Source organism: Coraliomargarita parva, assembly GCF_027257905.1.
Lineage (GTDB): Bacteria > Verrucomicrobiota > Verrucomicrobiia > Opitutales > Coraliomargaritaceae > Coraliomargarita_A > Coraliomargarita_A parva.
Window position 1 is genome coordinate 470,462 of record NZ_JAPZEI010000001.1, and the last position, 26,595, is coordinate 497,056.

General features: G+C 57.5%; 25 protein-coding genes. 16 read left to right on the forward strand and 9 right to left on the reverse strand.

The features are described 5' to 3' along the window. Positions 1-2 precede the first annotated feature (2 nt). Complete coding sequence (locus O2597_RS01765; protein WP_269522456.1) at positions 3-2,435, forward strand: HD family phosphohydrolase; 2,433 nt, start codon at positions 3-5, stop codon at positions 2,433-2,435. Then, positions 2,398-2,868 (forward strand): rRNA maturation RNase YbeY, encoded by a 471-nt coding sequence (gene ybeY, locus O2597_RS01770; protein WP_269522457.1) that lies wholly within the window; start codon positions 2,398-2,400, stop codon positions 2,866-2,868. Before O2597_RS01765 ends, ybeY begins: the two co-directional genes overlap by 38 nt. Before the next feature lie 50 nt (positions 2,869-2,918). Here the strand turns inward: ybeY and clpX are convergent, their stop codons facing one another. From clpX to O2597_RS01795, 5 genes are all read right to left on the reverse strand, one after another. Next, entirely contained in the window at positions 2,919-4,295 is a 1,377-nt protein-coding gene (gene clpX / locus O2597_RS01775; RefSeq protein WP_269522458.1) for an ATP-dependent Clp protease ATP-binding subunit ClpX, read from the reverse strand. A 52-nt stretch (positions 4,296-4,347) separates the two neighbouring features. Beyond that, positions 4,348-4,944, reverse strand: coding sequence for an ATP-dependent Clp protease proteolytic subunit (locus O2597_RS01780; protein WP_269522459.1), 597 nt, complete (start codon positions 4,942-4,944; stop codon positions 4,348-4,350). A gap of 83 nt (positions 4,945-5,027) precedes the next feature. Then, the gene (gene tig / locus O2597_RS01785) at positions 5,028-6,374 is read right to left on the reverse strand and encodes a trigger factor (protein ID WP_269522460.1); all 1,347 of its coding nucleotides are present in this window, start codon (positions 6,372-6,374) and stop codon (positions 5,028-5,030) included. A 125-nt stretch (positions 6,375-6,499) separates the two neighbouring features. Beyond that, a complete protein-coding gene (locus tag O2597_RS01790) occupies positions 6,500-7,057 on the reverse strand; it encodes a hypothetical protein (protein WP_269522461.1) in 558 nt (185 codons plus the stop codon). Positions 7,058-7,060: 3 nt separating this feature from the next. Next, positions 7,061-7,348 (reverse strand): hypothetical protein, encoded by a 288-nt coding sequence (locus tag O2597_RS01795; protein ID WP_269522462.1) that lies wholly within the window; start codon positions 7,346-7,348, stop codon positions 7,061-7,063. Positions 7,349-7,509: 161 nt separating this feature from the next. Between O2597_RS01795 and O2597_RS01800 the strand changes: the two genes are divergently transcribed. Next, positions 7,510-7,914, forward strand: a complete 405-nt coding sequence (locus O2597_RS01800) for an acyl-CoA thioesterase (RefSeq protein ID WP_269522463.1) — start codon at positions 7,510-7,512, stop codon at positions 7,912-7,914. A gap of 71 nt (positions 7,915-7,985) precedes the next feature. On the opposite strand, the gene O2597_RS01805 is transcribed toward O2597_RS01800, so the two are convergent. Then, positions 7,986-8,570: a shikimate kinase gene (locus O2597_RS01805; protein WP_269522464.1), complete on the reverse strand. Its 585-nt coding sequence runs from the start codon at positions 8,568-8,570 to the stop codon at positions 7,986-7,988. 167 nt (positions 8,571-8,737) lie between these two features. Between O2597_RS01805 and O2597_RS01810 the strand changes: the two genes are divergently transcribed. Both O2597_RS01810 and O2597_RS01815 read left to right on the forward strand, forming a co-directional pair. Continuing rightward, positions 8,738-9,703 carry a helix-turn-helix transcriptional regulator gene (locus tag O2597_RS01810; RefSeq protein ID WP_269522465.1) on the forward strand — a complete coding sequence of 322 codons (966 nt, stop codon included), beginning with the start codon at positions 8,738-8,740 and terminating at the stop codon, positions 9,701-9,703. Positions 9,704-9,851: 148 nt separating this feature from the next. After that, positions 9,852-10,511: a TonB family protein gene (locus O2597_RS01815; protein ID WP_269522466.1), complete on the forward strand. Its 660-nt coding sequence runs from the start codon at positions 9,852-9,854 to the stop codon at positions 10,509-10,511. A 22-nt stretch (positions 10,512-10,533) separates the two neighbouring features. Here the strand turns inward: O2597_RS01815 and O2597_RS01820 are convergent, their stop codons facing one another. Beyond that, positions 10,534-11,229, reverse strand: a complete 696-nt coding sequence (locus tag O2597_RS01820; protein WP_269522467.1) for a YggS family pyridoxal phosphate-dependent enzyme — start codon at positions 11,227-11,229, stop codon at positions 10,534-10,536. Positions 11,230-11,325: 96 nt separating this feature from the next. On the opposite strand from O2597_RS01820, the gene O2597_RS01825 reads away from it, so the two are divergent. The 4 genes from O2597_RS01825 (at position 11,326) to O2597_RS01840 (ending at position 17,439) form a co-directional block, all read left to right on the forward strand. Continuing rightward, positions 11,326-12,225: a LysR family transcriptional regulator gene (locus tag O2597_RS01825; RefSeq protein WP_269522468.1), complete on the forward strand. Its 900-nt coding sequence runs from the start codon at positions 11,326-11,328 to the stop codon at positions 12,223-12,225. An 82-nt stretch (positions 12,226-12,307) separates the two neighbouring features. Next, the gene (locus O2597_RS01830) at positions 12,308-15,376 is read left to right on the forward strand and encodes a M16 family metallopeptidase (RefSeq protein ID WP_269522469.1); all 3,069 of its coding nucleotides are present in this window, start codon (positions 12,308-12,310) and stop codon (positions 15,374-15,376) included. A 79-nt stretch (positions 15,377-15,455) separates the two neighbouring features. Further along, the gene (locus O2597_RS01835) at positions 15,456-15,905 is read left to right on the forward strand and encodes a hypothetical protein (protein WP_269522470.1); all 450 of its coding nucleotides are present in this window, start codon (positions 15,456-15,458) and stop codon (positions 15,903-15,905) included. 160 nt (positions 15,906-16,065) lie between these two features. Then, positions 16,066-17,439, forward strand: a complete 1,374-nt coding sequence (locus O2597_RS01840; RefSeq protein ID WP_269522471.1) for an MFS transporter — start codon at positions 16,066-16,068, stop codon at positions 17,437-17,439. Between the two features lie 23 nt (positions 17,440-17,462). Here O2597_RS01840 and O2597_RS01845 read toward each other — a convergent pair whose 3' ends face one another. Then, positions 17,463-18,131: a metal-dependent transcriptional regulator gene (locus O2597_RS01845; RefSeq protein ID WP_269522472.1), complete on the reverse strand. Its 669-nt coding sequence runs from the start codon at positions 18,129-18,131 to the stop codon at positions 17,463-17,465. A 115-nt stretch (positions 18,132-18,246) separates the two neighbouring features. Between O2597_RS01845 and O2597_RS01850 the strand changes: the two genes are divergently transcribed. The 7 genes from O2597_RS01850 to O2597_RS01880 all read left to right on the forward strand — a co-directional run bounded on the left by O2597_RS01850 (position 18,247) and on the right by O2597_RS01880 (position 25,982). After that, positions 18,247-19,512 (forward strand): SO_0444 family Cu/Zn efflux transporter, encoded by a 1,266-nt coding sequence (locus O2597_RS01850; protein ID WP_269522473.1) that lies wholly within the window; start codon positions 18,247-18,249, stop codon positions 19,510-19,512. Positions 19,513-19,645: 133 nt separating this feature from the next. Next, the gene (locus tag O2597_RS01855) at positions 19,646-20,626 is read left to right on the forward strand and encodes a sodium:calcium symporter (protein ID WP_269522474.1); all 981 of its coding nucleotides are present in this window, start codon (positions 19,646-19,648) and stop codon (positions 20,624-20,626) included. 209 nt (positions 20,627-20,835) lie between these two features. Beyond that, positions 20,836-21,660 (forward strand): hypothetical protein, encoded by an 825-nt coding sequence (locus O2597_RS01860; protein WP_345782993.1) that lies wholly within the window; start codon positions 20,836-20,838, stop codon positions 21,658-21,660. Between the two features lie 55 nt (positions 21,661-21,715). Next, entirely contained in the window at positions 21,716-22,075 is a 360-nt protein-coding gene (locus O2597_RS01865) for a SpoIIAA family protein (protein WP_269522476.1), read from the forward strand. 97 nt (positions 22,076-22,172) lie between these two features. Continuing rightward, positions 22,173-23,753, forward strand: a complete 1,581-nt coding sequence (locus O2597_RS01870; RefSeq protein WP_269522477.1) for an arylsulfatase — start codon at positions 22,173-22,175, stop codon at positions 23,751-23,753. 1 nt (position 23,754) lies between these two features. Beyond that, on the forward strand, positions 23,755-24,018 hold the full coding sequence (locus O2597_RS01875) for a YgdI/YgdR family lipoprotein (RefSeq protein ID WP_269522478.1): 264 nt from the start codon (positions 23,755-23,757) through the stop codon (positions 24,016-24,018). A 410-nt stretch (positions 24,019-24,428) separates the two neighbouring features. After that, a complete protein-coding gene (locus O2597_RS01880) occupies positions 24,429-25,982 on the forward strand; it encodes a phospholipase D-like domain-containing protein (RefSeq protein ID WP_269522479.1) in 1,554 nt (517 codons plus the stop codon). A 96-nt stretch (positions 25,983-26,078) separates the two neighbouring features. Here O2597_RS01880 and O2597_RS01885 read toward each other — a convergent pair whose 3' ends face one another. Next, entirely contained in the window at positions 26,079-26,498 is a 420-nt protein-coding gene (locus O2597_RS01885; protein ID WP_269522480.1) for an ACT domain-containing protein, read from the reverse strand. Positions 26,499-26,595: the final 97 nt, after the last annotated feature.

Sequence of the window (26,595 nt, forward strand, 5' to 3'; positions counted from 1 at the left end):
TTATGGCAGCATTTTTCAGAAAGTACTCCAGAAAGCGGGGCGAGAGCAGCCTACCGTCAATCAAAGACAAGGGTCGGCAGGCGGATAGCGCCAGCGCCGCATCCCATTTCTTTGAAACCAGCACCCTGGTGGAAGCCGGCCTGTTCGCCCTCTTCACGGTGCTGGTCGTCATCATCAGCTTCCTTGGGCAGAAGCCTAAAGGCCCGCAAATCATCCTCAACCAGCCGGCTTCCAACCGTATCGTGGCGGAATTCCCCTTCGAATACACCAGTTCACTGCTGGCGGAGGAGGAAGCACGTGCCGTCCGCGCACAAGTGCCTCCGGTCTTCCAACGAACCTTCGAACCTTACGAACGTTTCCGGCAGTTTATCGCGGACCTGAACAGCAGTATCGCCAAAAACCAGATTGAGAACGAGGACGAAGGCGAGGAAGCCGTACGGGCTGCCCTGAGCCAAATGACCGGCGAATTGATCACGGCCACCGAGCTCGAACTGGAAGCCGAAACGATTCTCAGCCTGACTCAGCTGACGACTCCGAAGGAACGTTCCACCCTATTCAATGACTCCATGGCTGTGCTCAAAGCGCTCTATGAGGACGGCATCTACACCTCCCAGGACAGCGAAAACGGCTCGCCGGAAGTGACCGTGGTCCAACTGGTCGATGAGGAAGGCAAGCTCAACCTGCCCAATGCCCGATCCGAGACCGACGCCACCGTCGCCCTGCGGGTGCGGATCAACTCACTGTCCCCCAACACGGCCACGGCAAGGGCGCTCTTCGATCTCTTCCGCTCCGGCCTTGAGCCCAACCTGCTTTATAGCGCCGGCGGCACGAACCGCGCGATTGAGCGTGCCATCGCGAAGCTCAAACCACCGGTCATCCGCTTCAAGGAAGGCGACACCCTGATCGAACCGGGCGTGATCATCGCGGAAAGAGACATCGAGCGTCTGACCGCCTATCACGCCGCCGTCTCCACCCGCGGAGAATCCCTGATTTGGAATGAACTCTTCCTCAAACGCTTCACCCTCACCCTCGTTCTCCTCATCGCGGTCTACATCTATGTAAAGCAGGGCTTGCGCGACGTACACAAGCGTAACCGTGCCATTGCGGTGACCGCAGTCAGCATCCTGCTCAATCTTCTGATTATCCGCACGATTATCGAACTCGGGGAACTGACCCTGCTAAACAGCCGGCCCGCCTTGAGTATGCTCCCCTATATTGCGCCCTATGCCCTGGCCCCGATCATCGTTGCCGTGCTGGTGGGCGGCGCACCGGCGGTCTTGTCCGCACTCATCGTGGCCACCGTCTTCGGCATCATCCAGAACGACTCGATCGATTTCCTTTTGATCGCCTTCCTCTCCGGCGTGGTGGGCAGCTTCGTTTCGCTCAACATCCGCAAACGCGCCAAGCTCCTCCGCGCCGGCCTCTTAGCCGGTGCCACCGCGGCGATTACAGGCTCAGCCATCGCGCTGCTGAACGGATACTCCTTCAGCTTGATTGGACAACAAACCTTCGTCGCCCTGGTGGTGGGACTACTAACCGGCATTATCGCCGTCGGGATCATCCCCATCTTCGAACAGGCCTTCAACATCACCACCGAGATCACCCTGCTCGAACTCACCGACTTCAATCATCCACTGCTTCGCCGTATGCAAATGGAGGCGCCGGGCACCTACCACCACAGCCTCATGGTCTCGAACCTGGCGGAAAACGCGGCCGCATCCATCGGTGCCAGCCCCCTGCTCTGCCGCGCCTGTTCCTACTTCCACGATATCGGCAAGCTGGTAAAGCCCGAATACTTCGCCGAAAATCAACGGGACGGGGTCAACCCGCACGATGAGAAAAATCCCTCCATGAGTGCGCTGGTCATCAAGGCGCACGTGAAGGAAGGCGTGGAAATGGCCCGGAAGAACAAGCTCCCCCGTGTCATCATGGATGTGATCCGCCAGCACCACGGCACCAGCCTGATCCATTACTTCTACTATCAGGCCCAACAGAAGGAGAAGGACATCAAGAGTGGTACAAACGGGAAGAGCGGAAAGAAAGATGCGGTCAAGGTCGACGAGAGCACCTACCGCTACGACGGCCCCCGCCCGGCATTCAAGGAAAGCGCCATTATCTTCTTCGCCGACGGGATCGAAGCCGCCAGCCGCAGCTTGAAAAAGGTCACACAACCGGCCGTCGAGGAACTCATCGACTCCCTCATATCCAGCCGGATCGCCGACGGCCAGCTCGATGATTGCCCGCTCACCTTCAAGGAACTCGAACAAATCCGCAGCAGCTTTGAATACACCCTCCTGAACATGCTGCACGCGCGCGTGGAGTACCCGAAGGAGGAAAAAGATGATACCGCTGCCAATGCCAAGAGCAACCCCCGCGAGAAAGAGGAGAACGTCGAAAATGCCACAGTTGAATCTGGAAATCAGCAACCGATTTGAAGACGGTTTAGCCGACCCCGAATCGGCTGCGACCACCCTCTTCCGTACCCTGGAAGTCTCCGGACGTTTTCCCATCGGTGATGGGGACCTCTCGATCGTCTTTGTCTCCGATGAAGAAATCGCCCGGGTCCATGACGACTTCATGGACGACCCGACCCCCACCGATGTGATTACCTTTCCGGCCGACCCGGAGATGGAGTCGGCCGGTGAAATCATAGTCTCGGTGGACCATGCCCGCCAAAAAGCAGAGGAATTGGGCGAACCCTTCAGTCGCGAGCTCAGCCTCTACCTCGTCCATGGCTGGCTCCATCTGGCCGGCTATGACGACCGCAACGAGACGGATCGGGCGGCCATGCGACAAGCCGAACAGGAAGCGCTCGCCTTGCTAGACGCCGCTGCGGAACCCATCGATTTCAAACTGACGTCCGTATAGCCCCCGGAGCAACCGGAAAGGATCGATCGCTGCAAGAACGGAACCGAAACTTAAGCAGCGTCTTCCTTACTACTGCTCTCCGAGGAAGTGTTTTTCCCCTTCGCCGAGGATTTCCCACCGCCATTGTTCTCCGGAAGATGCTTCAAGCGTGGCTTGCCGCGCCCTTCAACCACCGCCCGGTTGATCACGACCTCGGCGATGTCCTTGCTTTCCGGCAAGTCAAACATCACGTCGAGCATGATACGCTCCATGATCGATCGCAGCGCACGCGCTCCGGTCTTCAGAGCAATGGCCTTTTCCGCGATCGCACTGATGGCATCACGGGTAAAGTGTAGCTTCACCCCTTCCATGGAGAAGAGTTTCCCATACTGCTTGATCAGGGCATTCTTCGTATTCTGAAGAATGTGTTCCAAGTCCGAGCGGCTCAGTTCATCCAGCACGGCGACCATGGGCAAACGACCGATAAACTCGGGAATCATGCCGAAGTGGACCAGATCCTCAGGCTGGGTTTCACGCAGCAACTGGCTGACCGGCACCTCGCCCTGACGGCGGTTGTGCATCGTATCGAAACCCATCGCTTTGGATCCGAGACGATTTTGTACGATCTTGTCCAGATCGACAAAAGCGCCGCCACAAATGAAAAGAATGTTCGTGGTATCCAGTTGGATGTACTCCTGGTTCGGATGCTTGCGCCCCCCCTGCGGCGGCACATTGCAGACCGTACCTTCCAGGATCTTGAGCAAGGCCTGCTGCACACCTTCACCGGACACGTCGCGGGTGATCGAGACATTGTCCGTCTTGCGGCCGATCTTATCGATCTCGTCGACATAGATGATACCGCATTCCGCACGCTTGACATCATACTCTGCCGACTGGAGCAGACGCAGGACGATATTCTCCACGTCCTCACCGACATAGCCGGCCTCGGTCAAGGTCGTCGCATCGGCAATGGCAAAGGGCACATCCAACATCTTGGCCAGAGTCCGTGCCAGCAGCGTCTTACCGCTACCCGTCGGCCCCAGGAGCAGGATGTTGCTCTTCTCGATCTGGACGTCGCGAAACTCTGAATCGATCTCCGGCAGGTCCTGGGAAGAGTCGATGCGTTCCTCATCGCGCAGACGCTTGTAGTGGTTGTAAACCGCCACTGCCAACGCACGCTTCGCATAATCCTGACTGATAATGTGCTCGTCCAGACGCGCCTTGATCTCAGCCGGACGAAGCAGATTGAAACGGCCCTTCGATCGGCTGCCTCGACGTGAGCTGTCCGACTCATCGGGACTCGAAAGCTCCCGGTCGATAATGGTTTTGCACACCGAAACACAGGAATCACAGATGTGGACGCCAGCCGGCCCCGCAATCATCTTGCGAACCTCATTCTGCGCTTTACCGCAAAACGAACAAAATGTCATGCGTGTGGATTTAGCCATAGATCGTATCAGTCAGTCGGCCGGATCACTCCGGCACGTTCAGTAGGAAGTGTTATGCGTTGGGCTTGCTTTCGATCACCTTGTCCACAATGCCGTACTCCTTCGCCTCCTGAGCGGTCAGGTAGAAGTCACGATCCGAATCGGCCGCGATTTCTTCGGCGGTCTTATTCGTGTGGCTGGCAATCAGTTCGTTCATCCGTTCACGCCAACGCAGGATCTCCCGCGCGGCAATGGAAATATCGGAAGTCTGGCCGGTGGCACCGCCGGTGGGCTGGTGCATCATGACCCGGCTGTTCGGGAGGGCATAGCGTTTGCCCTTGGTGCCGGCGGCGAGCAACAGGGTCGCCATGCTGGCGGCCTGCCCCACGCAATAGGTCACCACGTCGCATTGCAGGAAATTCATCGTGTCATAGATGGCCATGCCATCCGTCACGCTACCACCCGGCGAGTTGATATACAGGCTGATGTCCTTCTTCGGGTCTTCCATTTGGAGGAAGAGCATCTGCGCAATCACAGCATTGGCGACGAAATCATTGATCGGCGTACCAATGAAAATGATGCGGTCCCGCAGGAGGCGGCTGTAGATATCCCATGCGCGCTCGGTGCGACCCTCGCGTTCATAGACTGTCGGAAGTGGAACGTAACTCACGGTGAATATTATGTGCTTGGTGGAAAACCCTAAGCTAGCAGGAGTGTTCGCTTTATCAAACGCAAAGCGCGTTCGAACCTGAATTACTCGCTGACGACTTCGACTTCCTCCGCCGGCGCACCTTCACGTTCCGCCTTTTCAACCAGCAGGTCCATGGTCTTGCCCAACAGGATATCGCTGCGCATCTGGTTGATGCGGTCCTGATCCTTGCGGAGTTCCTTGACCAACTTCTCCGGCTTTTGGCCGGTCTGCATGGCTTCGTGCATGATGATACGGCTGAAGTCCTCGTTCTCGACCTTCACCTTTTCGGCCTCGGCAATCTTGGCCAGGATCAGGCGGGACTTGAGACGGTCGTGGGCGGCCTTGCTCGCACCTTCGTGCAGTTGCTCCTTGTTCTTTTCGAACTCTTCGGGAGAGACCCCCTGGCGCATGTTGCGCTGCATGAAATCGCGCAAGACGGCGTCGGTTTCGCTTTCGATGCCGCTTTCGGGGATCGGGAACTCGACACTCTTGAGCAGGAACTCGCTGATTTGCTGGCGCTCGTTGTTGGCGTTCTCCTGCTTCTTGCGGTTTTCGATGTTCTGCTTGATCTGCTCACGCAGTTCGGCCTCATCCTTCACCTGCAGGCTCTTGAAAAACTCTTCGTTCATCTCGGGCATGACCTTTTCACGCACTTCCTCGACCTTGATCGAGTAGGTCGCGGTCTTGCCGGCCAAAGCCTCGGGCTTGAACTCTTCGGGGAACTCCATGGTGACTTCTTTTTCGTCCCCCGCCTTCATCCCGACCACGCCGTCGACGATGGCACGCACACCCGGAGCGTCTTCCGCCCCGGCTTCTTCCCAGGTCGTCTTCTGGGTCCCGTACATCGGTGCATCCGGAACCAGGTCCGCGATCAGTTCGTCACCAATCTTGCCCTCATAGCCGCAGCGGACGTAGTCGCCCTTGTCGGCAGCCTTCTCAACCGGGTTGAACTCGGCACGCTGGCTCAGGATCTGATCCAGCATCTTGTTGACATCCTCTTCGTTCGCTTCAGTCGGCAGTTGCGCCAACTTGATCCCGGTGTACTCGGGCAGCGAAAATTCCGGAATCACGTCGACGGTGAAAGTCACATTGGCTTCCTGACCGCTGGCGATCTCGCCCTCTTGCAGCTCGACAATGCTGAAAACCTGAAACTCCGCACTGACGACACCTTCCTGGTGTGCGCTGGAGACGATACGGCTCTTCAATTCTTCGCGGATATCCTTGGCGAAACGGGTGCGCACCATGTTTTCCGGAGCCTTGCCGGGACGGAAGCCGGGAATCTTGGCCTGGCGCTGGAAATCCTTGACCAGCTTCGCTTCCTGCTCAGCCACCTCTTCGGAGGTAAAGCTGACGGTTACGGACTTACGGGTCGGTGTGAGTTCTTTGACGTCGGTTTTCACTGTTTGCATGAATTTGATGGTGGAGCTGCTTCTAAAATTGGGCGGGCAGCAGGAAAAAGCGGGTAAAAAAAGAAGAAAGGCCCGCGTCGGTCAATGACGAATCGCGCAAATCGGAGCGCCGGCGACGCTTCCTATTAGCGAAACTTAATATAATCCGGCTCCGCGTTCACAAAAAGCGAGGCCCAGGGCTGGATCGCTTCCAGAGTCGCCGGTACCGCATCGATCTGCGTACTGAGCACACCGATCACCGCGACCCGCTCCTTGCGGTTGAACATGCGCATCCGCAGTCCCAACTCGTCCAACATGGGCTTCAAGGCCGTCACGTCGACCCCGTCGGCCAGTTCAAGGAGGACCTGATCGGCCGCCATGAAACTGAGCGCCCCGGACTCAATCTGCTCAACCACCCGCACATAAGGATAGCTTTCGGTGAAATTGAGCAACCAGACACGTTCTTCCGGCGCGGCCTCCGACGGCAGCACTCCATAATTGATCACGGTCCCCTGAGCCATCACTTCGGGCACGGTCTTTGGCAACGGTTCGTAGCCGAGAGCCAAAGCGGCCTGCTGCTGAACCGCCCAGGGATCGACCGCCGCCTGCTCCCGCGCGTTCCGGCGCATCATGATCACAGAGACGAGGCAGGTGCCGACAAGAAAGCCGACCATATAATAGGCAATGCGGTTTCGGTTCGTCATAAATCAGGACTCCACCTCCGTTTGGGCCCCCGCCTCGCGGGCCAGGAATTCATGGCGGGCCCGTATCACACAACAGACGATGGCGGCTCCACCAGCCCAGACGCTGCCGTACTTCAATCCGTTCATGAACCCGAAAGCCGCATAGAACCCACGGTCCGGACTGTCCTGGAAAAGTAAAGCGAAGGCCAGATGCGTCACCACGCCAAGCAAGGCACCGCCGAAGCAGATCAGGCAGACATAGTAAAGCCATCCGAAAAGCCAGCGTAGTGAACTGAGGCAAAAACGAAGCATGCCCCACTAGTGGACGCGTCTTCGCATTTGGCAAGCTCATCAATGCAATGCCCCCGCTGCTCTCAACCACCCCAAGCCCCGCACCGATGGAAATTTCTTCGCAATTTCGCTTCCCTCCCGCCCCGCTCAATCTTTCACTGCGTGGAAGCCACAGCTTTTCCATGATCACTTCCATCCTTCCAGTCCGCGTCCGCTATGCCGAAACCGACCGCATGAATGTGGTCCATCACAGCAATTACCTGATCTGGTTCGAATCCGTCCGGATCCAGATGCTCGACGAACTCGGCCTCCCTTACAAAGACCTGGAGGAACGCGGCTTCATGATCCCCGTGCTCGGTGCCAGCCTGCGCTACCTGAAGCCTGCATTCTTCGACGACCGCCTGAAGGTCTATCTTTTCATGCGGGAAAAAGCCCGCGCCAAATTCCACTTCGACTACGAGGTACGGCGCGATGGCGAGCTGCTGGCAACCGGTTCCACCACCCACGGCTTCATGGATGCCCAGGGCAAGGGCCTTCGACCGCCCACGGAATTCGTCGAAAAGCTGGAAGAAGCCTGGAAGGTGTAGGCAAGCGGCAGCGAACGCCTTCTGCAGCGTCTCTCGGAGTTCGAGTACCTGCCGATCCGGAAATGGATTCCTTAGGCGCCGGCGACTTCCGGCGCATTTTTACCGCAGCAACGGCGCGGATCCTTCGCACAAGATCTGTAGGTCCGCTCCAGATGTTGTACCACCTCCGCGATGGAGCGGCCATCGGTCGAAATACACGGACCGGCATCCATGTAAATCGGCTCTCGCTCGGATAACAACTGCCGGATCTTGGCCTCCGGATTTGCCACGTTTAAGAGCGGACGGTTTTTATTCCGGCCGGTTCGCTCCAGAATACTCTCGACCGAAGCAAACAGGCATACCACCACTCCTTTGGATCGAAGGAGCTCCCGCATCCCCGGTTGAACGACCAAGCCCCCCCCACAGGAAACGACACAATTCCGGGCGGGATGCCCCGCCTCAATATAGGCGCGCTCGTAGGCACGAAATGCAGCCTCCCCTTCGCTCTCGAAAATCTGGGGAATGCTCTTCCCTGCTTTCTTCTCGATCTCGGCATCCGAATCATAGAAGCGAAACCCCAGGGCACGAGCCACCCGTCTCCCAATGACGGATTTGCCGACCCCCATGAACCCGACCAGATACAGGTTGGGCATGGCATTCTGCTTCAATGACTTCATCGACCGCAGTTTGGAGCCATTCCCACCTCCGGCGCGACACATTTTTTCAGCCAGCGCATGAGTTTGACCATAAATGAGGGCCCGGTCCTTTATTTCTTGCGAAAAGTTGATATTGAGTCTCATTTTCCAATTTTGGCCTAAAACTCGCATCACGGCTCGGAAACAAAATGACACAGGCAAACTCCACCGCCAGCGAATCAATCCGGATCCATCTCGTCGATGGTGTCTCGGGTCCGGCGTGCCCTTTTCAGCCGGCCTGTGACTTGGAACTAGGGCTGGCGGAAGGCTTTGCGACGGCCGAGCTGGTTCATTTCAAACCCGGACTATCGCTGCTACGCATCAGAGTCGCGGAAGACGCCCCCGTCCTCCCCCGTCTGGATTTCGGGGGCAATTACCTGCTCACAGGCTTCATTCACAGTGGCAGCGCGGTTTTTCATTTTTCCAACGGCCATCGACATGCGGGCAACATCCACGAGTGGTTCCAGTTCCACTGCGAGAGCCTTGAGATCGAGGGCCACCGGGGCCAAAAACTGGAATGGGCCGGCCTGCTCTGCACCGACGAAGCCCTCTCCTCCCTTCTGGCCATTGAACATCCGGGCGGTACACCTGCGGAAATACAATCCAATGGCAGTATTTCCGGCGGGGTGTTGAATACGGGGCAGCGCGAACTGGCCCATCAAATCATCCGCTTGCCCGCCCAAGGCCTGGGCTCCCGACTCCACCTTGAAGGCACCAGCCTGACCTGGCTGGCGGAACAACTATTCCGCCCGACGGGAAGTCAAAATGTACCCGCCATCAATGCCCAGGACCGCGACACCTTGGAAGATGTAGCCGCATATCTGGGCGACACCCTGGATGCCGACCACTCCATCGCATCGCTGGCACTGCGCTTCGGCCTGAACGAATCAAAGCTCAAACAGGGCTTCAAGTCACAGTTCGAGCGCACGGTGTTCGGCTATCTGCGCGAACTCCGGATGGAAAGGGCGAAATCCTTTCTCCGGCAGGACCGCATGAGCGTGATCGAGGTGGCCAATGCGGTGGGTTATTCCAATGCGAGCCACTTTGCACGGGCCTTCAAGGAGCATACCGGCCTCTTACCCAAGGGCTTCCAGTGCCTGCACCGCGCACGCTGAAGCCACCCGGGACCGGCCAATCCGCCCCTTTTCGGTCCTTTTTCACCGTATCGGGGTATTTTTCCACCCGCAGGGGGCAGAAATCCAACGCGGCAATTTGATATTCTACGCGGTGATGTGAAGGCCGTGACCTCGAAAGGAGTCCACTATGTATATCAGCGAATATCCAACCCAGAGCAAACAGCCAGGAGCCATTCTAGCCGGAATGGTTTTTACCTCACTGGTCATGCTGGCCGTCAGCCTCGTCTCCTTGGAGCCGGAGCAGGCCGAAAACATCACCCTGCCCGTTCAGGAATTGAGCTTTGCCGCGCCCCCTCAACCGGTGACACCCGCACAGGAGGAGCCACAGCCCCCAACGCCGACCGATTATGAGATCGAGTTGGTCCCGACCCGTCCGGAACTCGCCATCGCACCGCTTCGGCTCGAAATGCCGGATGCCAAGCCGGACACCCAGTTGAAACAACCGCTGTTATCCGTCCCTCAACTGCAAAACCTGCTCGCCGACATCGAGCGCATCCTGGAGTCGACCGAACTCGACCAGGCCCCGGTCCTATTGAACCTTCCGGACTTCCGCTACCCGGCTGAGTTGAGCCGCCAAGGCATCCAACGCGCGCGCATCGTCGTACGCGTCATTATCGACGAAAGAGGCCAGGCCCGGCTTGAGGAAATCGTCTCCAGCAGCCATCCCGCCCTGGAAAAGCTCGCCCGGCGCATCGTTTCCAAGACACGTTTCACCCCGCCAACCTACAATGGTGAAGCGGTCAAGGCGCGTTACGACTGGCCACTCGTCCTCTCGGCACCAAGCTGAGCGCAAGTCCACATCACTTGGCCTAATAGCCCCGGCTGCCGAACAGCGCGGTCCCGACCCGGATCTGGGTCGACCCCGCTGTGATCGCCACTTCAAGGTCGCCGGTCATGCCCATGGACAGCTCGGACAAGGGCACTTGAAAACTGTCGGCCAGTCGGTCGCGCAATGCACGCAAGCCATCAAATGCGACCTTGGCCACCTCCAGGTCGTCGTCGAGCGGCGCAATGGTCATGAACCCCTCTACTTGCAAATGCGGACAGGCCAAGGCAGCTTCGAGAACCGCATCGGCCTCGTTGCAGGAAAAGCCATATTTATTGGGATCCTCTCCAGTATTAAACTGCAGCAGAATGGGCAGACACTTCCCCGAATCAGCAGCCATTCGGTTCAGGCGCTGGATCAATTTGAGCGAATCCACCGACTGCACGCGGTCGAAATGGGCCACCGCCTCCTTCGCCTTGTTCGACTGCAAATGCCCAATCAGCTCCCAACGCAGGGATGCCGTACAGGCTGCCTGCTTCGCAACCGCCTCCTGAACCCGGTTCTCCCCGACTGCGCCCAATCCACAGGCGGCCACATATTCCGGGGCGGCCTCGGGATGATTTTTGGTCACCGGCAATAACTGAACGGAAGCGGGATCGCGCCCGGCCGCCAGACAGGCGGCGTCCATTCGGGCACACACCGATGCCAAGTTCTGCTTAAATTCGTCCAATGAAATCATATAGAATAAGGAGGTGTTATTTTTAAATCAGGTATAAATAAGTTCGTCTAACAAAAGTATTGCTTTTGTATAAGTCATCTTTATAAGGACTCTATCATGCACGTTGAGAATCTGAAAATATTTTCTGACCTGGTCGAAAGCGAGAGCTTTTCTCGCGCCGCCAAACTGAATGGCATTACCCAGTCCGCAGTCAGCCAGCAGCTGCGTGCAATGGAAAAGCACTTCAACATCCTGATCGTGGACCGCAGCCAGAAGCAGTTTCGCCTCACTCGCGAGGGCCAAAAGCTGTACAAGTCGTCCAAAGAAATTCTTTATCTCTACGACAAGCTGAACAGCGAGCTGCAAGAGATGAAGAAGGTCATCAGCGGCACCATTCACATCTCTACGGTCTACAGTATCGGCCTGCATGAATTGCCCCCCTACGTGAAGGCCTTCATGGCGAAATATCCCGAAGTCAACATCCGGGTGGAATATCGACGGGCCAACATGGTGTACGAAGACATCCTTTCCAATTCCATCGATCTCGGCTTGATCGCCTACCCGCAGAAGCACAAGCAACTGGAGATTCTGCCCTTCCACGACGACATCCTCGTACTCGTGGTCAGCCCGGACCACCCGCTGGCCAACGACAAGGTGGTCGACCTGAAAGACCTGGCGGGCGAAAAGTTCATTGGCTTTGAGCCGGACATCCCGACCCGCAAGGCGACCGATCAGATTTTCCGCGAGGCCAATATCGAGGCGGACCCGGTCATGGAATTCGACAATGTCGAAACCGTGAAGCGCGCCGTCGAGATCAATGCAGGCATCGCCATTCTCCCGCAAACCACCGTGGTCCGCGAAGAAGCCCAGGGCTTGCTCAAGGTTATCAAGTTCAAGAACAAGACATTCAAGCGACCGCTCGCACTGATTCACCGGAAGGGCCGAGTCCTCACCCCGGCAATGAAGAAGCTGATCGAGCTCCTGACCTCAAAGAACCTGATTCCGGCCGACGAATAATTGGTGAGACTTGGGCGGCGGGCTTGCACCGCAGGTATAGGAACATTTACTGGCGCACGTTGACATCACTAGTCGCCAGTTTATGAAGCAATTCCTACCTCTTCTCGCCCTTGCATTCAGCATCGCCTGTCAAACGGCCTCCGGCCTGCCGGCGGGGATCCGCCATGTACAGACCCTCGATGGCATCGAGGAATACCGTCTGGAACAAAACGGTCTTCGCGTACTGCTCTACCCGAATGAGGGGCTGCCGGTGGCCACCGTCATGGTCACGTACGAAGTCGGCTCCCGCAATGAATCCCTGGGAACGACCGGAGCGACCCATATTCTGGAGCATATGATGTTCAAGGGCACGGAGGCGCATACTCCCGAAGCCGGCAACGACTATTCATCGGAAATGGAGCGAATCGGAGCGCGGTCCAACGCCACGACGTACTACGACCGCACCAACTACTACGCCATCCTCCCCAGTTCCGATGTTCCCGCGGCAATCGAACTGGAAGCAGACCGCATGCGCAACCTGCGGCTTCGGGACGAAGACCTGGCCTCCGAAATGACCGTGGTGCGTAATGAATACGAACGCGGCGAGAACAGCCCGGTCAGCACCCTGATCAAAGAGATCTTTGCCACTGCTTATGTGGCCCACCCCTACAACCATCCCGTAATTGGCTGGCGCTCGGACATTGAGAACACCTCGACGACCAAGCTCCGCGGATTTTACGACACCTTTTACTGGCCGGAAAACGCGGTGCTGAGTGTCATTGGTGGCTTTGACAAGGCGGCCACGCTGCAGGCCGTGGCCGACGCCTACGGCATCATCCCCCAAGCCCCTGCTGCCATACCGGAGATGGACACGGAGGAGCCGGAACAACTGGGTCCGCGCCGCCTGATCGTGGAGCGAAGCGGCCAGGTGGGCGTGGTCATGATTGCCTATAAGGTTCCGGAAGGCACCCACCCGGACTGGGCTTCGCTCATTCTCATCGACGAGATTCTGACAGCCGATAAGACCGGTCGCCTCTACCGTGCACTCGAAGACAAGGGCAAGGCCAGCGCGACCTTTGCCTACGGTCCCATGCTGCGGGATCCCAGCCTCTTCGTTTTTTGCGCCTACCTGACCCCCGATGCGACTCATGAGGAGACCGAGACCATAATCCTCGAGGAAATACAGAATTTTATCGAAAATGGAGCCAGTGAAGACGAACTGGCCCGGGCCAAATCCGTGGTGCGCGCCAGCGAGATCTACGGGCGGGACGGCCCCTACGCGATCGCAGACCAGTTGAACGATGCCATCGCGATGGGTGACTGGACCTCGTATGTCAACTTGCCCAAAGCGATCGAAGCCGTCCAAGTGGCAGACCTTCAGGCGGTCGCCAAAAAGTACTTCACCGCACGCAGCAGCACCACCGGGTGGTATGTCCCGAGCAGTCACAAGGCCATGGCCAGCCTGTCGCCACACCGCGGACTCCAGTATTACCGCGAACCGGGCCTTGAGCTCTTTGAGCCACATCAAGCCGAAACCGACACCGACAACACGCCCCCCGCTCCAGGCGCCAGCCAAGTCAACTTCTCGGAGAAGATGCAAGTCGCGGACGTGAACGGCATTCAGGTCATTGCCATCGGGATGCCGGTCGAGGGCATCGTTTCATTCGTGGGCAGCATTGCCGCAGGCGACAGTTTCAGCCCGGAAAGCGCACCTACGCTGGCAGGTATGACCGCATCCATGCTGGACAAGGGCACGCAGAAACAAGACCGCTTTGCCATTGCCGAGAAGCTCGACCAACTGGGCGCTGGCATCAGCTTTGGCACCGGAGCACATAGCCTGAGCTTCTCGGGCAAATTCCTGCGACCCGATGCCGGAGCGGTGATGGACCTGCTGGCCGAGCAACTCCGCGAACCGGCATTCGACCCGAAGGTGCTGGAAAGCTTGAAAAGCCGTTCCATTGCCGGATTCCTCCAAGCCATGGACAGCCCGGATTACCGGGCCGAAGCCGAACTGAGTCGCCTCCTTTACGAACCCGGCCATCCGAACTACACCACTCCTCTCGAAAGCCTGATGGAAGGTGTCAAAGGCACCACGGTGGAAGACCTGGCAACATTCCACAAGCAATACTATGGCCCGAAATCCCTGCGCCTGGTCTTTGCCGGTGACATCGATTTCGAGCAATTGAAAGCCGCCGTCGCGAGCGCCTTTGATGGATGGGAAGGCGGGGTCGACTACCGGACGGTTGCGGACGGCCAACAGCCCCGCACCTCCCAGGTGGAGAAGATCACGATTCCGGACAAGACCAGTGTCTCCGTTCGCTTCGGACAAACCACCGGACTCCAGCGCACCGCGCCGGACTACATCCCGTTCATGGTCGGGAATTACATTCTCGGTGGCAGCTTCCAATCGCGACTCAACACCGAAGTACGCAAGAACCGTGGCCTGACCTACCACATACGCAGCTACCACGAGGGCGATATCCTGACCCCGGGCAACTGGGCCCTGCAAGCCAGCTTTGCCCCCTCCATGCTCGAAGAAGGAATCACTGCGACCCAGTCCGTCATCAATGAGTGGTATGCAAAGGGCGTGAGCGAAGCGGAAGTCCGTGCAGCCGTCACCACACTTTCCGGTTCCTACCTGGTAGGATTATCCACGACCGCCAGCGTGGCCGGACAGGTCCACAGTTTCGTCCAACGCGGCTTCGCACCGGAGTACATCGACGCCTACCCTCTGCAACTCAAAGGCCTGGACGCGCCCCAGGTAAATCAGGCGATCCATCAATATTTCGACCCAAGTGCACTCGTCGAAGTGGCTGCCGGCTCCATCAATGCCCCACAGCCCGCATCGTCATCCGCAACCCGGAAGGTAAGCGTACGTCTGGACACGCCGGATGCCGGATGGAAGATACGGATTGAAAAAGTCTACCAGAGCGGAGATGCCATCCTCGTGCTCTCCAAGCTCAGCCATTCCGGAGAAATCGCCAGCCAGGTCATCACAACCGTAGCCGACAGCGTTCCCTTGCCTCTCGACCGCGAATTACCGGCCCGGCATTATATCCTGGGGAAGAATTGGAACTGGGGCGACGACAGCAGCGGTTATCAGTTCATCGACTCGGCCGATGCCATCCGTGAGAGCTTGGAAGGCGCGACGCTACTTTACGAGGCGCCGTAAATCACTTTACGATTGCCCGACAAGCACCTCCTCCCCGAAATACCGACCTAATCGAGAACTCATAATCACTTTTCAACTCATGCCGAAAATCGACGTCGACACCCTTAAGGCCATCCTGCAGCGCAACGAAACCGACATCCGCAAGATATCGGAAATCATGGAGGACATCAAAATGGAGCTGCTGGCCGAAGAAGAAGAACGTGCCAACCGCCCCCCTCCGGTCAAAAAGCAGTTCAGCATTCTGATCTCCGACCCCGAAGGGCATCTGGAGGGGAAGGACTTTGTCGGATGGGTGGTACAGATCCCGGAAGAAGACAGTCTCGCAGTGGGTCCGGAGCGGATCATCCGTGCCGCCTACGAGTATAATACGACCCCAAAGGGCCGCCGTCTGCCCGTCCAAACGATCGGGGAAGCCTGTGAAGTCGTCAGCGCCAAGCTCATGAAAGAGCAAAACATCTGGATCAAAACCAAGACCCCCGTCCTGATTGTGCCAACCAACAACCAAATTCCGACCGACAATTCGGAGTAAGCGCTTCGACAGAACGCAGACCCGGCATTACAAGGTCTGCTAAGCCCGGCAAATAAAGGTTTTACCGTTCCGCTAGGTCCAAGATTACCGCAATCGGACTTGCCCCCGTTTGCAGGCGGATCAAATACGGTGTTTCTTTTTTTCGGCATCCTAGCATTCCATGTGGGTTCAATCCAGTCGTACCCGTCGCAACCTGCGCTATAGCTCGATCGACGCGATCTTCTCAACGCCCTGGTCGCTGCTCTCCCTCCCCGGCAGCTTTCTCATGGCCGGGCTGCTCAACGCCTATTTCCAAATCGGACCGTTCTGGTTTGGCCTTCTCTGCGCCATGCCGGCACTGGCCAACGCCCTTCAAATCGTCATGGTCCCCTTTATCGCGCGCTACATGGCGGTCCGCGATTTCACACTTTGCCACGGCTGGATGAATCTCGGTATCTGGCTGAGCGGTCTCGTCGGTATCGCGTTTATCCCGAGGGATAATCCGGACCTGGCCGGCTGGTTCTTCACCTGCCTCTTCGCTCTCGGCTCGACCACGCTCTCACTGCTGGTCATGGGCTGGACCGCCTGGGTCGGCGACTTTGTCCCGGTCGAGATCCGGGGCCGTTACATGGGGCGCCGCAACCGTTTCGCCAGCATCGCCACGCTGTCTTTCATGTGCCTGAGTATCCTCATGCTTGAGCTGCTCGATGCGTCGCGGATCGCCTACATTATCCTCGTCGCCGTCGCGGTCTTTGCCCGCATGGCTGCCATGTACATACAACACTTGATCCAGTCGCCGGACCCCACCGGCGGTCAAGTGGCCAGCGCCAACTGGGCCAAGGAACTAAGCGCCCTCAAGGAGCACAAACCGCTCATGCGTTTCGTCTGCTATGGTATGGCCTCCGGCTTTTTCATGGCCGGCATGGGGGCTCTGGTACCAATCTATGCACTGGACCAGTTGGGCGCCAGCCCCGCCCAATTTACAAGCTTCAGCATTGCGGGCACCATCTCCGGCGCACTCGGTGTACGCCTCTGGGGCGAGATGATCGACCGGCACGGAGCCGTGCCCATCATGCTGATCTCCTTCATCGCGTGGCGCATCGGTGACATGGGCTGGCTTTTCATCACACCGGATGCGCTCTTCTGGATGTATCCCATGTGGATTTCAGGTGGCCTGATGGCGATCGGTTACCTGCTCGGGAGCTTCAACCTCCTGCTCAAGCTGATTCCGAAACACAGCCGCACTGCGGGCATCAGCCTGAACCTGACCGTTACCTCGATCGCCGCCACGATCGCACCGATCCTGATAGGCTGGATTTTGAACAAGGCCGGCCAACTGGATTGGAATATCCCCTTAACGTATCGTTGCCTGATGGCGATCTGCCTCACCGGGTGCCTGCTCTCGACCCTCATCATACGGGGCATCAAAGAGCCGCAAACCAAGCCCGAGTTGAATACGATTCAAGGAGCCATGCGGACAATCCGCCAGTTGACCGTCAACCAGGGACTCAATTTTATCAGCAACGCCAGCTTTATCGTCCGCAGGAAACGATAGCACATGCCGACAGGCACCCGGCTCTAGGCAAAGGACCGGACCAACACCTTGCCGGCAGCGCCAAGCCCCAATGTCAACGAATCGGCCCCCTCTCCCACTGCCAGGCAGACGGATTCGGCCGCTTCGCTGCGTGCCGTCACTTTAAGGGAGACGCCGGGATTCAAGCCTGCCTGGGCAATGTACTGTAAAAACTCCGTATCCTGGTCGCTGATACGGGCAACCGCCAGAGGCTCGCCGATGGGGCATTCTGCCAGACTCTGGAATCCACCGTCATGCAACACACCCGCAGCCGAGGGGATCGGGTCGCCATGGGGATCCTCGGTGGGATGTCCCAGATACTTGTCGATCCGCTCGAGCAGCAGGTCCGACACGACATGCTCCATGCGTTCCGCTTCATCATGCACCTCCGACCAGTCAAAATCCAGGACTTCGACCAGAAACTGTTCCAGCAAGCGATGCCGGCGCAAAACATGGAGTGCGAGCGAACGGCCCTGCTCGGTCAGACGGACCCCGACCCGGGGCTCGTAAAGCACCAACCCCGCGTCGGCCAGCGTCTTGACCATAGTCGTCGCAGTCCCCGGCACGACGCTCAGCGCTTCCGCAACCCGCCCCATCGGCACCACCCCGCTGGGCGACTTCTCGGCCACGAGATAGATCTGCTTGATGTAATCTTCGACGGTAGAGCTGGGCATGCCGGAACAATCAATTCTCCTCACTGAAAGGCCAAGCCGATTTTCGGACTTATCGACCCTCTAAATCGAATCCGCGTTTGTCAGTACGCATAAAAATGGACAATGTCGCAAACCCATGAGCGATTTTCTGCTTCGTTTTGCACACAACACTTGGGATCTGGTAGCCGAGATGGCGCCCTATCTACTCTTCGGTTTTGCGATCGCGGGGCTCTTGCACCTGCTCATTCGACGCGAAGTGATCCAGCGCATGCTGGGCAAGCCCGGAATCGCGGGGGTGATCAAAGCCAGCCTCCTCGGGGTCCCCATGCCCCTTTGCTCCTGTTCCGTCATTCCGGTCGCCGCCTCCCTGAGGCAACACGGGGCGAGTCGGGGAGCCACCGCATCTTTTCTCAGCTCCACCCCGCAAACCGGCGTGGACAGCATACTGGCAACCTACGCACTCATGGGGGGCCTATTCACAGCAGTACGGGTGGCCGTGGCCTTTGTCTGCGGGATGGTTAGCGGCTTTCTGGTCGATTTGTGCACCAAGGGAGCGAAGGACGCCCCCAAGCAAACGCCCGAACCTGGCACGAAAACACCCGAACCTGCCCTCAAACCGGGTAATCTTTCCCTCGCACCGGCCCAAGGTGGCAACCTGTCCGGCTTCAGCTTAGCCCCCACGGCACCGGCCGCGAAGAAATCCTGCTGTTGCGAATCCGAAGGGGAACCGGAAAAGAAATCGAGCTGCTGCCAGGAGGAAACGGCTGCCGAGGCGTCCTGTTGCTGCAGCCACGAGAGCAACGACGGTGAAAAGCGCAGCTTTGCTCAGGCCATGCGTTACGGGCTCATCACCTTGCCGGCCGATCTGGCCAATGCCCTGATCATCGGCCTCGTGCTCGCCGGCCTGATCGGCACCCTCCTTCCGGATGACCTCTTTCAAGGTGCGCTCAGCGGCGGTGTGCTCGCATTCCTCATCGCGACCGCCATCAGCCTGCCGCTCTATGTCTGCGCGACCGCTTCCATCCCGATGGCTTACGCCCTCATGGCCGCAGGCCTCTCCCCCGGGGCGGCACTGGTTTTCCTCATCGTCGGTCCGGCCACGAATACCGCCACCATCGTCGCCGTCTGGAAAATGCTGGGGCAGAAAGGTACGGTTATTTATGTCGCCAGTCTAGTCGTGGTCTCCTGGACCGCAGGCTTCCTTTTCAATGCCGCTCTCAATCAGGAGCTGGCATCGGCCCAAGCCCACCAGCATGAGGCGCTGCATCCCGCACTCTGGCAACACCTGTCCGGGATCGGGCTCGTCGCGCTGCTCCTGCTCGCGCGATGGACGAGCCGGCGCAAAAAAAGCAGGAAGGGGCAGGCCCAGGCGAGCGAAGGCAAGTCCTGCTGCCACGCCTAGCCGCTCGAAGGCACCCCACGAGAGCCTGAATAACCCAAAGACCTCAGGGGTACTCCGGTATGCCACGTAGCCGATCGAAAAATAATTGCCCAATCCGCAGCAGCGCCACAGCCTGCGCAGATTGGAGCCATTATTGACAGCCATACACGATTTCGGAGGGGTCTGGACCCCCGCCCTGCTCGTCGGGCTCTTCCTGCTTAGCTCCTTCCTGATCATCTGGCGTCTGGAACGCATGTCGCATCGGGGCGTCGAAGGCACCGTCCTCGGCACGCTCTTCATGCCCTACTTCAGCGGGCTGGGAAACTTGATTTTCGTCGCGGTCGTCCTGCGCGACAATGGCCCGGCCCAGGAAATCGCAGTCAATTGCTGGACCAACAACATCACAAACCTCGGCTTGCTCCTCGCCCTGCCCGCTCTGATCTGGGGCCTGAACCTGAAATCCAAATCAAAGGCCCGTAAAGCTCAGCGGGAATCGGCACTGCACCGACTCTCACTGGCACTGACCCTCATCGCCATGGCCTTTTTTAGCATGATGGTCTGGGTACTCGGTCAGGATGGCACAATAGACCGTTACGACGGATGCGCACTCGTCGGGCTGTTCCTCTTCTGGCAGTGCTTCCATGTCTATGAAGTGCTCAAGGAGAACACCCAAAGCAACAAGGCTGGCTGGCACCCCCTCATCCTCCTCGACATCCTCCTCATTCTTGCCGGAAGCGCCTGCACACTGGTTGCGGTCGATGGAATCGTCGCCGCCATCCTTGCCCAGGAACAGGGCTGGTTGAGCGGGAACCAGCTCGGACTCCTCACCGGATGGCTCATGGTTTTGCCCAACGCAGTACTCGCGTTCTACTATGCCCAAAAGCGGCAGGCCGACGTGGTCTACAGTTCTCAAGTCGGGGACGGCCATATCTGCATCCCACTCTGCATCGGCCTGTTCGCCATATTCCGCCCCATGCCCATCGCTGAGAACTTGCAAGCCGGCCTGCTCATCCTGACGGCTGCCTCCTTGCTCCACCTGCTTTGCCTCATCCTTTTCCAACGCTTGCCCAAACCCATCGCCGCCAGCTTCCTCGCCGGATACGGCTACTGCCTGTACCTGCAAATCAATCCCTGAGCTGAGCCCGGATACACGGTGATCAAAGCCAAGGCCGAGGATCCCGGTCTCCGGCCATTTCGACAATAGTTAGGAGAATCGGCATAAATCGTTTGGAACCGTTTGACTTGGAGTAACGCTCGATCAAACATACCTACTTCTACTTAAGTGATAGGTAAACGACGACGCTCCGTCGAGCGTATCCGATCACAGTCACAACTACAATGAAGATGTATCCCAAACCGATAGGCCGCTGTCTGTTCGCAGCGGCATTTTTGTGCCTCATCCCAACACTGCATTCGCAAACCAGCGACAGCAGCAAGGCAGACGAATTGGCGAAAAAATTGTCGAATCCGGTCGCCAGCCTCATCAGCGTGCCCTTCCAGTCCAATTTTGACTTTGGTGCAGGGCCGGACGGTGATGGATTCAAATACACGCTGAATACCCAACCCGTCATCCCGATCAGCGTGAACGAAGACTGGAACCTCATCTCACGCACGATTCTGCCTTATGTTTACCAGGAGGATATCGTTGAAGACGGTGGCCACTCGCAGACCGGTTTCAGTGATACCGTGCAAAGCTTCTTCCTGTCTCCCAAGAAACCCGGCCCGAACGGAGCCATCTGGGGAGTCGGCCCCGTGCTCCTCCTTCCAACCGCCGGCAATGACAGTCTGGGTGCGGAGAAATGGGGCGCCGGCCCCACGGCAGTCCTGTTATACCAGAAAGGTCCCTGGACCTACGGAACACTGGTCAACCATCTCTGGAGCTTTGCCGGTAAAGACAAGCGTTCCGATGTAAATGCCACATTTATACAGCCCTTCGCGTCATGGGGCGGACTCGGCGGGGGCCAGACCTTGACCGCCAATATTGAATCCACCTACGACTGGGAAAGCGAGCAATGGACCGTGCCGCTGAACTGCGTCTACTCGAAGGTCACACAAGTCGGCAACCAACTGGTTCAGTTCAGCCTGGGCGCCCGTGTTTATCTTGATGCACCGGATAACGGACCGGACTGGGGGCTACGCGCCATGGTCACTCTGCTCTTCCCAAAGTAAGCCTCAGCCAGCGGCATCCCCCAAAAAACGATAAACACATTAATCAAAGCATATCATGACAGCGATTCTCAAGGACTCCCAAGACGATTACATACTCGTCCATGTGAGCGGTTGGATCACAAAGACCGAACTCGACGCCATTAACCAACAAGTAGCCAAAATCATGGAGACCGAAACGGCGATCCGGATGCTCATTCATCTGGTCGATTTCAAGGGTTGGGTCAAAGGCGACGACTGGGGAGACACCACCCACCTTGCAGCGTTTGGTAACCGGATCCCCAAGATGGCCATTGTCGGCAAGGAGCAGTGGAAAGAAGACTCCCTGCTCTTCATGGGGGCCGGCTACCGGTCGACCGAAATACAGTATTTCATCCCTGAAAACGAAAGCAGCGCCCTTCTGTGGCTGCTGGAATGACCTTATTAACCAAACGCCCCTCGATTCGGAAATTGGCAGATGACATTGGCCGCATCGAAGCGCATCACCCAATAAACTCAGACCCAATATATCCAAGATGAAAGTGTTCCGACTGCTAATTACGGTAGCCCTCGGCGGGCTGCTTGCCAGCCATTCCATGGCGCAAGAAAAACCACCGAATATCCTCGTCATTTGGGGCGATGATATCGGCTGGCAAAACGTCAGCGCCTATGGCATGGGCAGCATGGGCTACACCACGCCAAACCTCGACCGGATCGGCATGGAAGGCATTCGCTTTACCGACCATTATGCGCAACCGTCCTGCACGGCCGGACGCGCCGCCTTTATCACCGGCCAGTACCCGATACGCTCCGGTATGACCACGGTCGGCCAACCCGGCGACAAGCTGGGGCTTCAGGCGGCCTCACCCTCGCTCGCGGAAGTCTTAAAGAAGGCAGGCTACGCGACCGGTCACTTTGGCAAGAACCACTTGGGTGACCGCAACGAACACCTCCCGACGGCCCACGGGTTTGACGAGTTCTTCGGAAATCTTTACCATCTGAATACCCAGGAGGAGTCCGAGCAACGCGATTACCAAAACTTCGCCAAGGCATATTCCGGAGACCTGGAGAGCTATGAGGCCAAATTCGGAACCCGGGGCGTGATCCACTCCTTCGCAACGGACGTGATGGATGAAACCGTCGACCCCCGGTTTGGAAAAGTCGGCAAGCAAACCATCGAGGATACCGGCCCCCTGACTCAGGAGCGCATGAAGAACTTCGATGGCAGCGAAGTCATCCCATATGCGGAAGACTTCATGCAACGGGCGAAGGCGGAAGGAAAACCCTTCTTTGTCTGGCTGAACACCAGTCGTATGCACCTCTATACCCGTCTGGACGATAAATGGCGCTATGCGGCTGAGTCTTACACTTCGGAAGCGGATTATCATGGCTCCGGCATGCTGCAGCACGACCACGACATCGGCAATGTCCTGCAATTCCTAAGGGATCAGGGCCTCGACGAGAATACCATCATCTGGTACTCCACCGACAACGGCCCGGAACACTCGTCCTGGCCCCACGGTGCCACCACGCCATTTCGCGGCGAAAAAATGACCACCTATGAAGGCGGCGTACGCGTGTTGTCCATGCTGCGCTGGCCCGGCGTAATCGCCGCCGGACAAGTCCTGAACGGAATCCAAAGCCACCAGGACATGTTTACCAGTCTGGCGGCCGCCGCGGGGATTGAGAATGTCGCGGATCAGGTCATGCAGGAAAAGCAACAGGTAATCGATGGCGTCAACAACCTGCCCTACTGGCTGGGTGATTCCCCGCAATCCGCCCGCGACCACATCTTTTACTACTACGAGTCCAAACTGACCGCCGTGCGTATGGGCCCCTGGAAATTCCATTTCTCGACCAAGGAGGACTACTATGCCAACCTGGTGCCCCGCACCGCTCCGATCGTCTTCAATATCCGGATGGATCCCTTCGAGAGCTATGACAACAGCGACTCCTACGGGCACCTGATGCAGAAGGTGTCTTGGCTCATCCAACCGATGGGCGAGCTCATGGCCCAGCACTTGCAATCACTTCAGGAATATCCGCCCGTCCAGGGCGGCAAGTCCTTCGATATGTCCAACGTCATCGAAGAGTTCATCAAAAAGGCCAAGCAATAAGATGAAAACAAAGCACTTGAAACCAAGCCGGCTGGTCCTGACGCTTGCCATCGCAGCGACCGGCATTCTCAGCGGATGTACCACCTACTACGCGATCGAAGATCCTTCGACCGGAAATGTCTATCATACCACTTCGTATGATGCAAAACGGAGTGGCTCCGTTGTTTTCGAGGATCGCTCAAGTGATCGGAAAGTGACCCTGCAAAATTCGGAGATCCAAGAGATTTCCAAGGAGCAATACAAGAAGGCCATCGAAGGCAAATAGACCGACTCGATCCTTTTCCTTCCATCCCAGCTCCGAATGACCGGGGCTGGGATGTTTTGTTTCCATGGTAAGTCACTGCAAGAGGAAGGCTCCTTTACTTCCCGACGCTTCGACATCACGGCCCCGCCAACGAGCAATCCGAAAGCTGGAGAGACCAAGCTTTGCTACGGGAAGGCATGGTTTACGCTGCATAGTTTGTCCCGGCCCACGCAACTCTTGACGGAAGCTCCCTTATCTTTCCGAAGTAAGTTCCCATACCATAATCTTGATCGACACCGCGGAAGCCGAAAGCCTAGACTCGATGCAATCGTGGCCGACACCACAAAGAAAGGCTCAGGACAGAACACCAGAAAATGAAACTCGCACCAGATGAACCGGAACGCTCTCCAGGCAACTTCTAGACACTTCAGATGAGAAGAAAGTCGGTCGCATCTTTCGTCTTCTGCACCTTACTGGTAGTCCTCGCCGGATGCCGAACGGCACCGGTCAGCTACCGCCATCCCCCGCCATCCGGAATCATGACCGGAGGTGACACGGAACTGGGCAAGCGCTTCATAAAGCCCGAAAACGTGCAAACCGGCAATTCCGGCGTTTACCTGATTAGCGCCCCAAGGGAAGCATTCCAGATTCGCAACGCATTAATCACGCACGCCGAAGCGACGATTGACCTGCAATACTACCTATGGAAGCAGGACACCACCGGCCGCCTGATCCTGCAGCGTATCCTCGAAGCGGCGGATCGCGGCGTTCGCGTCCGTATCCTGCTGGATGACTTGCCGCATGTCGACCGGGACGCCGAGCATGCCCGCATCGCAGCCCACCCCAACATCGAATTCAGGCTCTACAATCCGATCAACGCACGCGGCGTCTTGCGAAAGCCTTATTTCCTGCTTGCCGGGAAACGCCTCAACCACCGCATGCATAACAAGTTGATCGCTGTCGATGGCTGTACGGCCATTCTGGGCGGGCGCAACTTGGGCGATGATTATTTTGGCGTGGATCCGGCACTTAACTTCCACGATTTGGATGCCTTTCTCACCGGACCGGTAACCGATGAAATCTCCAGCAGTTTCGAACAGTATTGGAATGCGTCCAACGCCATTCCGATCGAAGCGATGTATCACATCAGGAACAAACCGGCCGCCCACCGGCGTTTTCGCTCACGTTTGGAGGCGAACCTGCAACACATCCTGAAAAATACGCCCGCCTCGCTCACGCCAGAGTATGCAACGACCACTCAACTGCTATCCGACTTAGCCAATAAGTTAACTTGGGCACCCGTTGAAATCCTCACCGATCCCCCCAACCGTTACCATGAAACCGAAAGCTCCGTGATCCATAAACGGCTGCTCGCCCTGAAGGAGGAGGCAGAGAGCGAAATCCTGATTCATACTCCCTATTTGCTGCCATCCGATCAAACGATTCGGGCCTTTCATACACTCACCGAACAGGGAGTCCGAGTCCGCATTATGACCAATTCGCTCATGTCGAACAATCATATCGCCGTGCATGCCCACTACAAACATGAGCGGCCACGACTGCTCGATGCCGGTGTCGAACTCTATGAGCTCAAGGCCAAGGACGAGCTGCTGGATTATTACCGCAAAACAAACACCCAATTGGCGGATTCCAATTCCGGCTTGCACACGAAAGCCTATGTGATCGACGGACGGACCAGCGTTATCAGTTCCTACAACATGGACCCAAGGTCACGTTACTGGAACACCGAGACCGCGGTCATCATCCATGGCGAGGCAGTCGGGCGCCAACTGCAGGGGACACTCGAAACCGCCCTGTGTCCCGAAAATGCCTACCGGCTGGAGCGGACGCCCAAAGGCCGGCTCTATTGGGTCCAGGATTTCGAACCGCAGGCAGAAACCCATGCCTTCGAGCCGGACGCCCCCCTCATACGACGTTCACTCGCGCTCGTCCTCGCCTATCTGCCCGTTTATAACCTGCTTTGAGCCGGCTGGCGCCGGCATAAGTCTACACTCCTCCGGCCCGTCTGTTGATACAGACGGGATCATTCCTCTCACACGCAATACGATCGATGCCTGAGATCAGACACCGATACGCATTTCGTTGAACCGGACCAAGGCTTGGGCGTCGTTATTTGTATGCAGGACCAGCATGCAATTGCCCTCCATTTCCCAGGCACTGGCATAGATTTCCCGGATATCGATCATGGCTTCAGCCAGGATCTCACTGACCCGGTGCAACATGCCCGCCTTGTGCGGGATACTGAGCAGCACAACGTCTTCCTCGTGCGGATTGTAACCGTGTTCCCGAAGGATATCATCAGCCCGCAGATTGTCGTCCGTGACCAAACGGATCGTCGCCTCATTCCCCGTAACTTGGGCGTTGACCGCCAGTAGGTTGATACCACGGTCCGCCAGATATTGGGCCAAGTTTGCAAGGACCCCGATACGATTGGCAATCTTGACGACGACTTCCTTCCCCTGAGTTGCCTTTAGATGCATTTGTCTCACCCCCCTTCATTGAGGAGTGTACTCGGGACAGCAGGAAAGGCAACTCACGACAGATGCTTGCAAGAGGATAAAAGGACAAGCGGCCTTG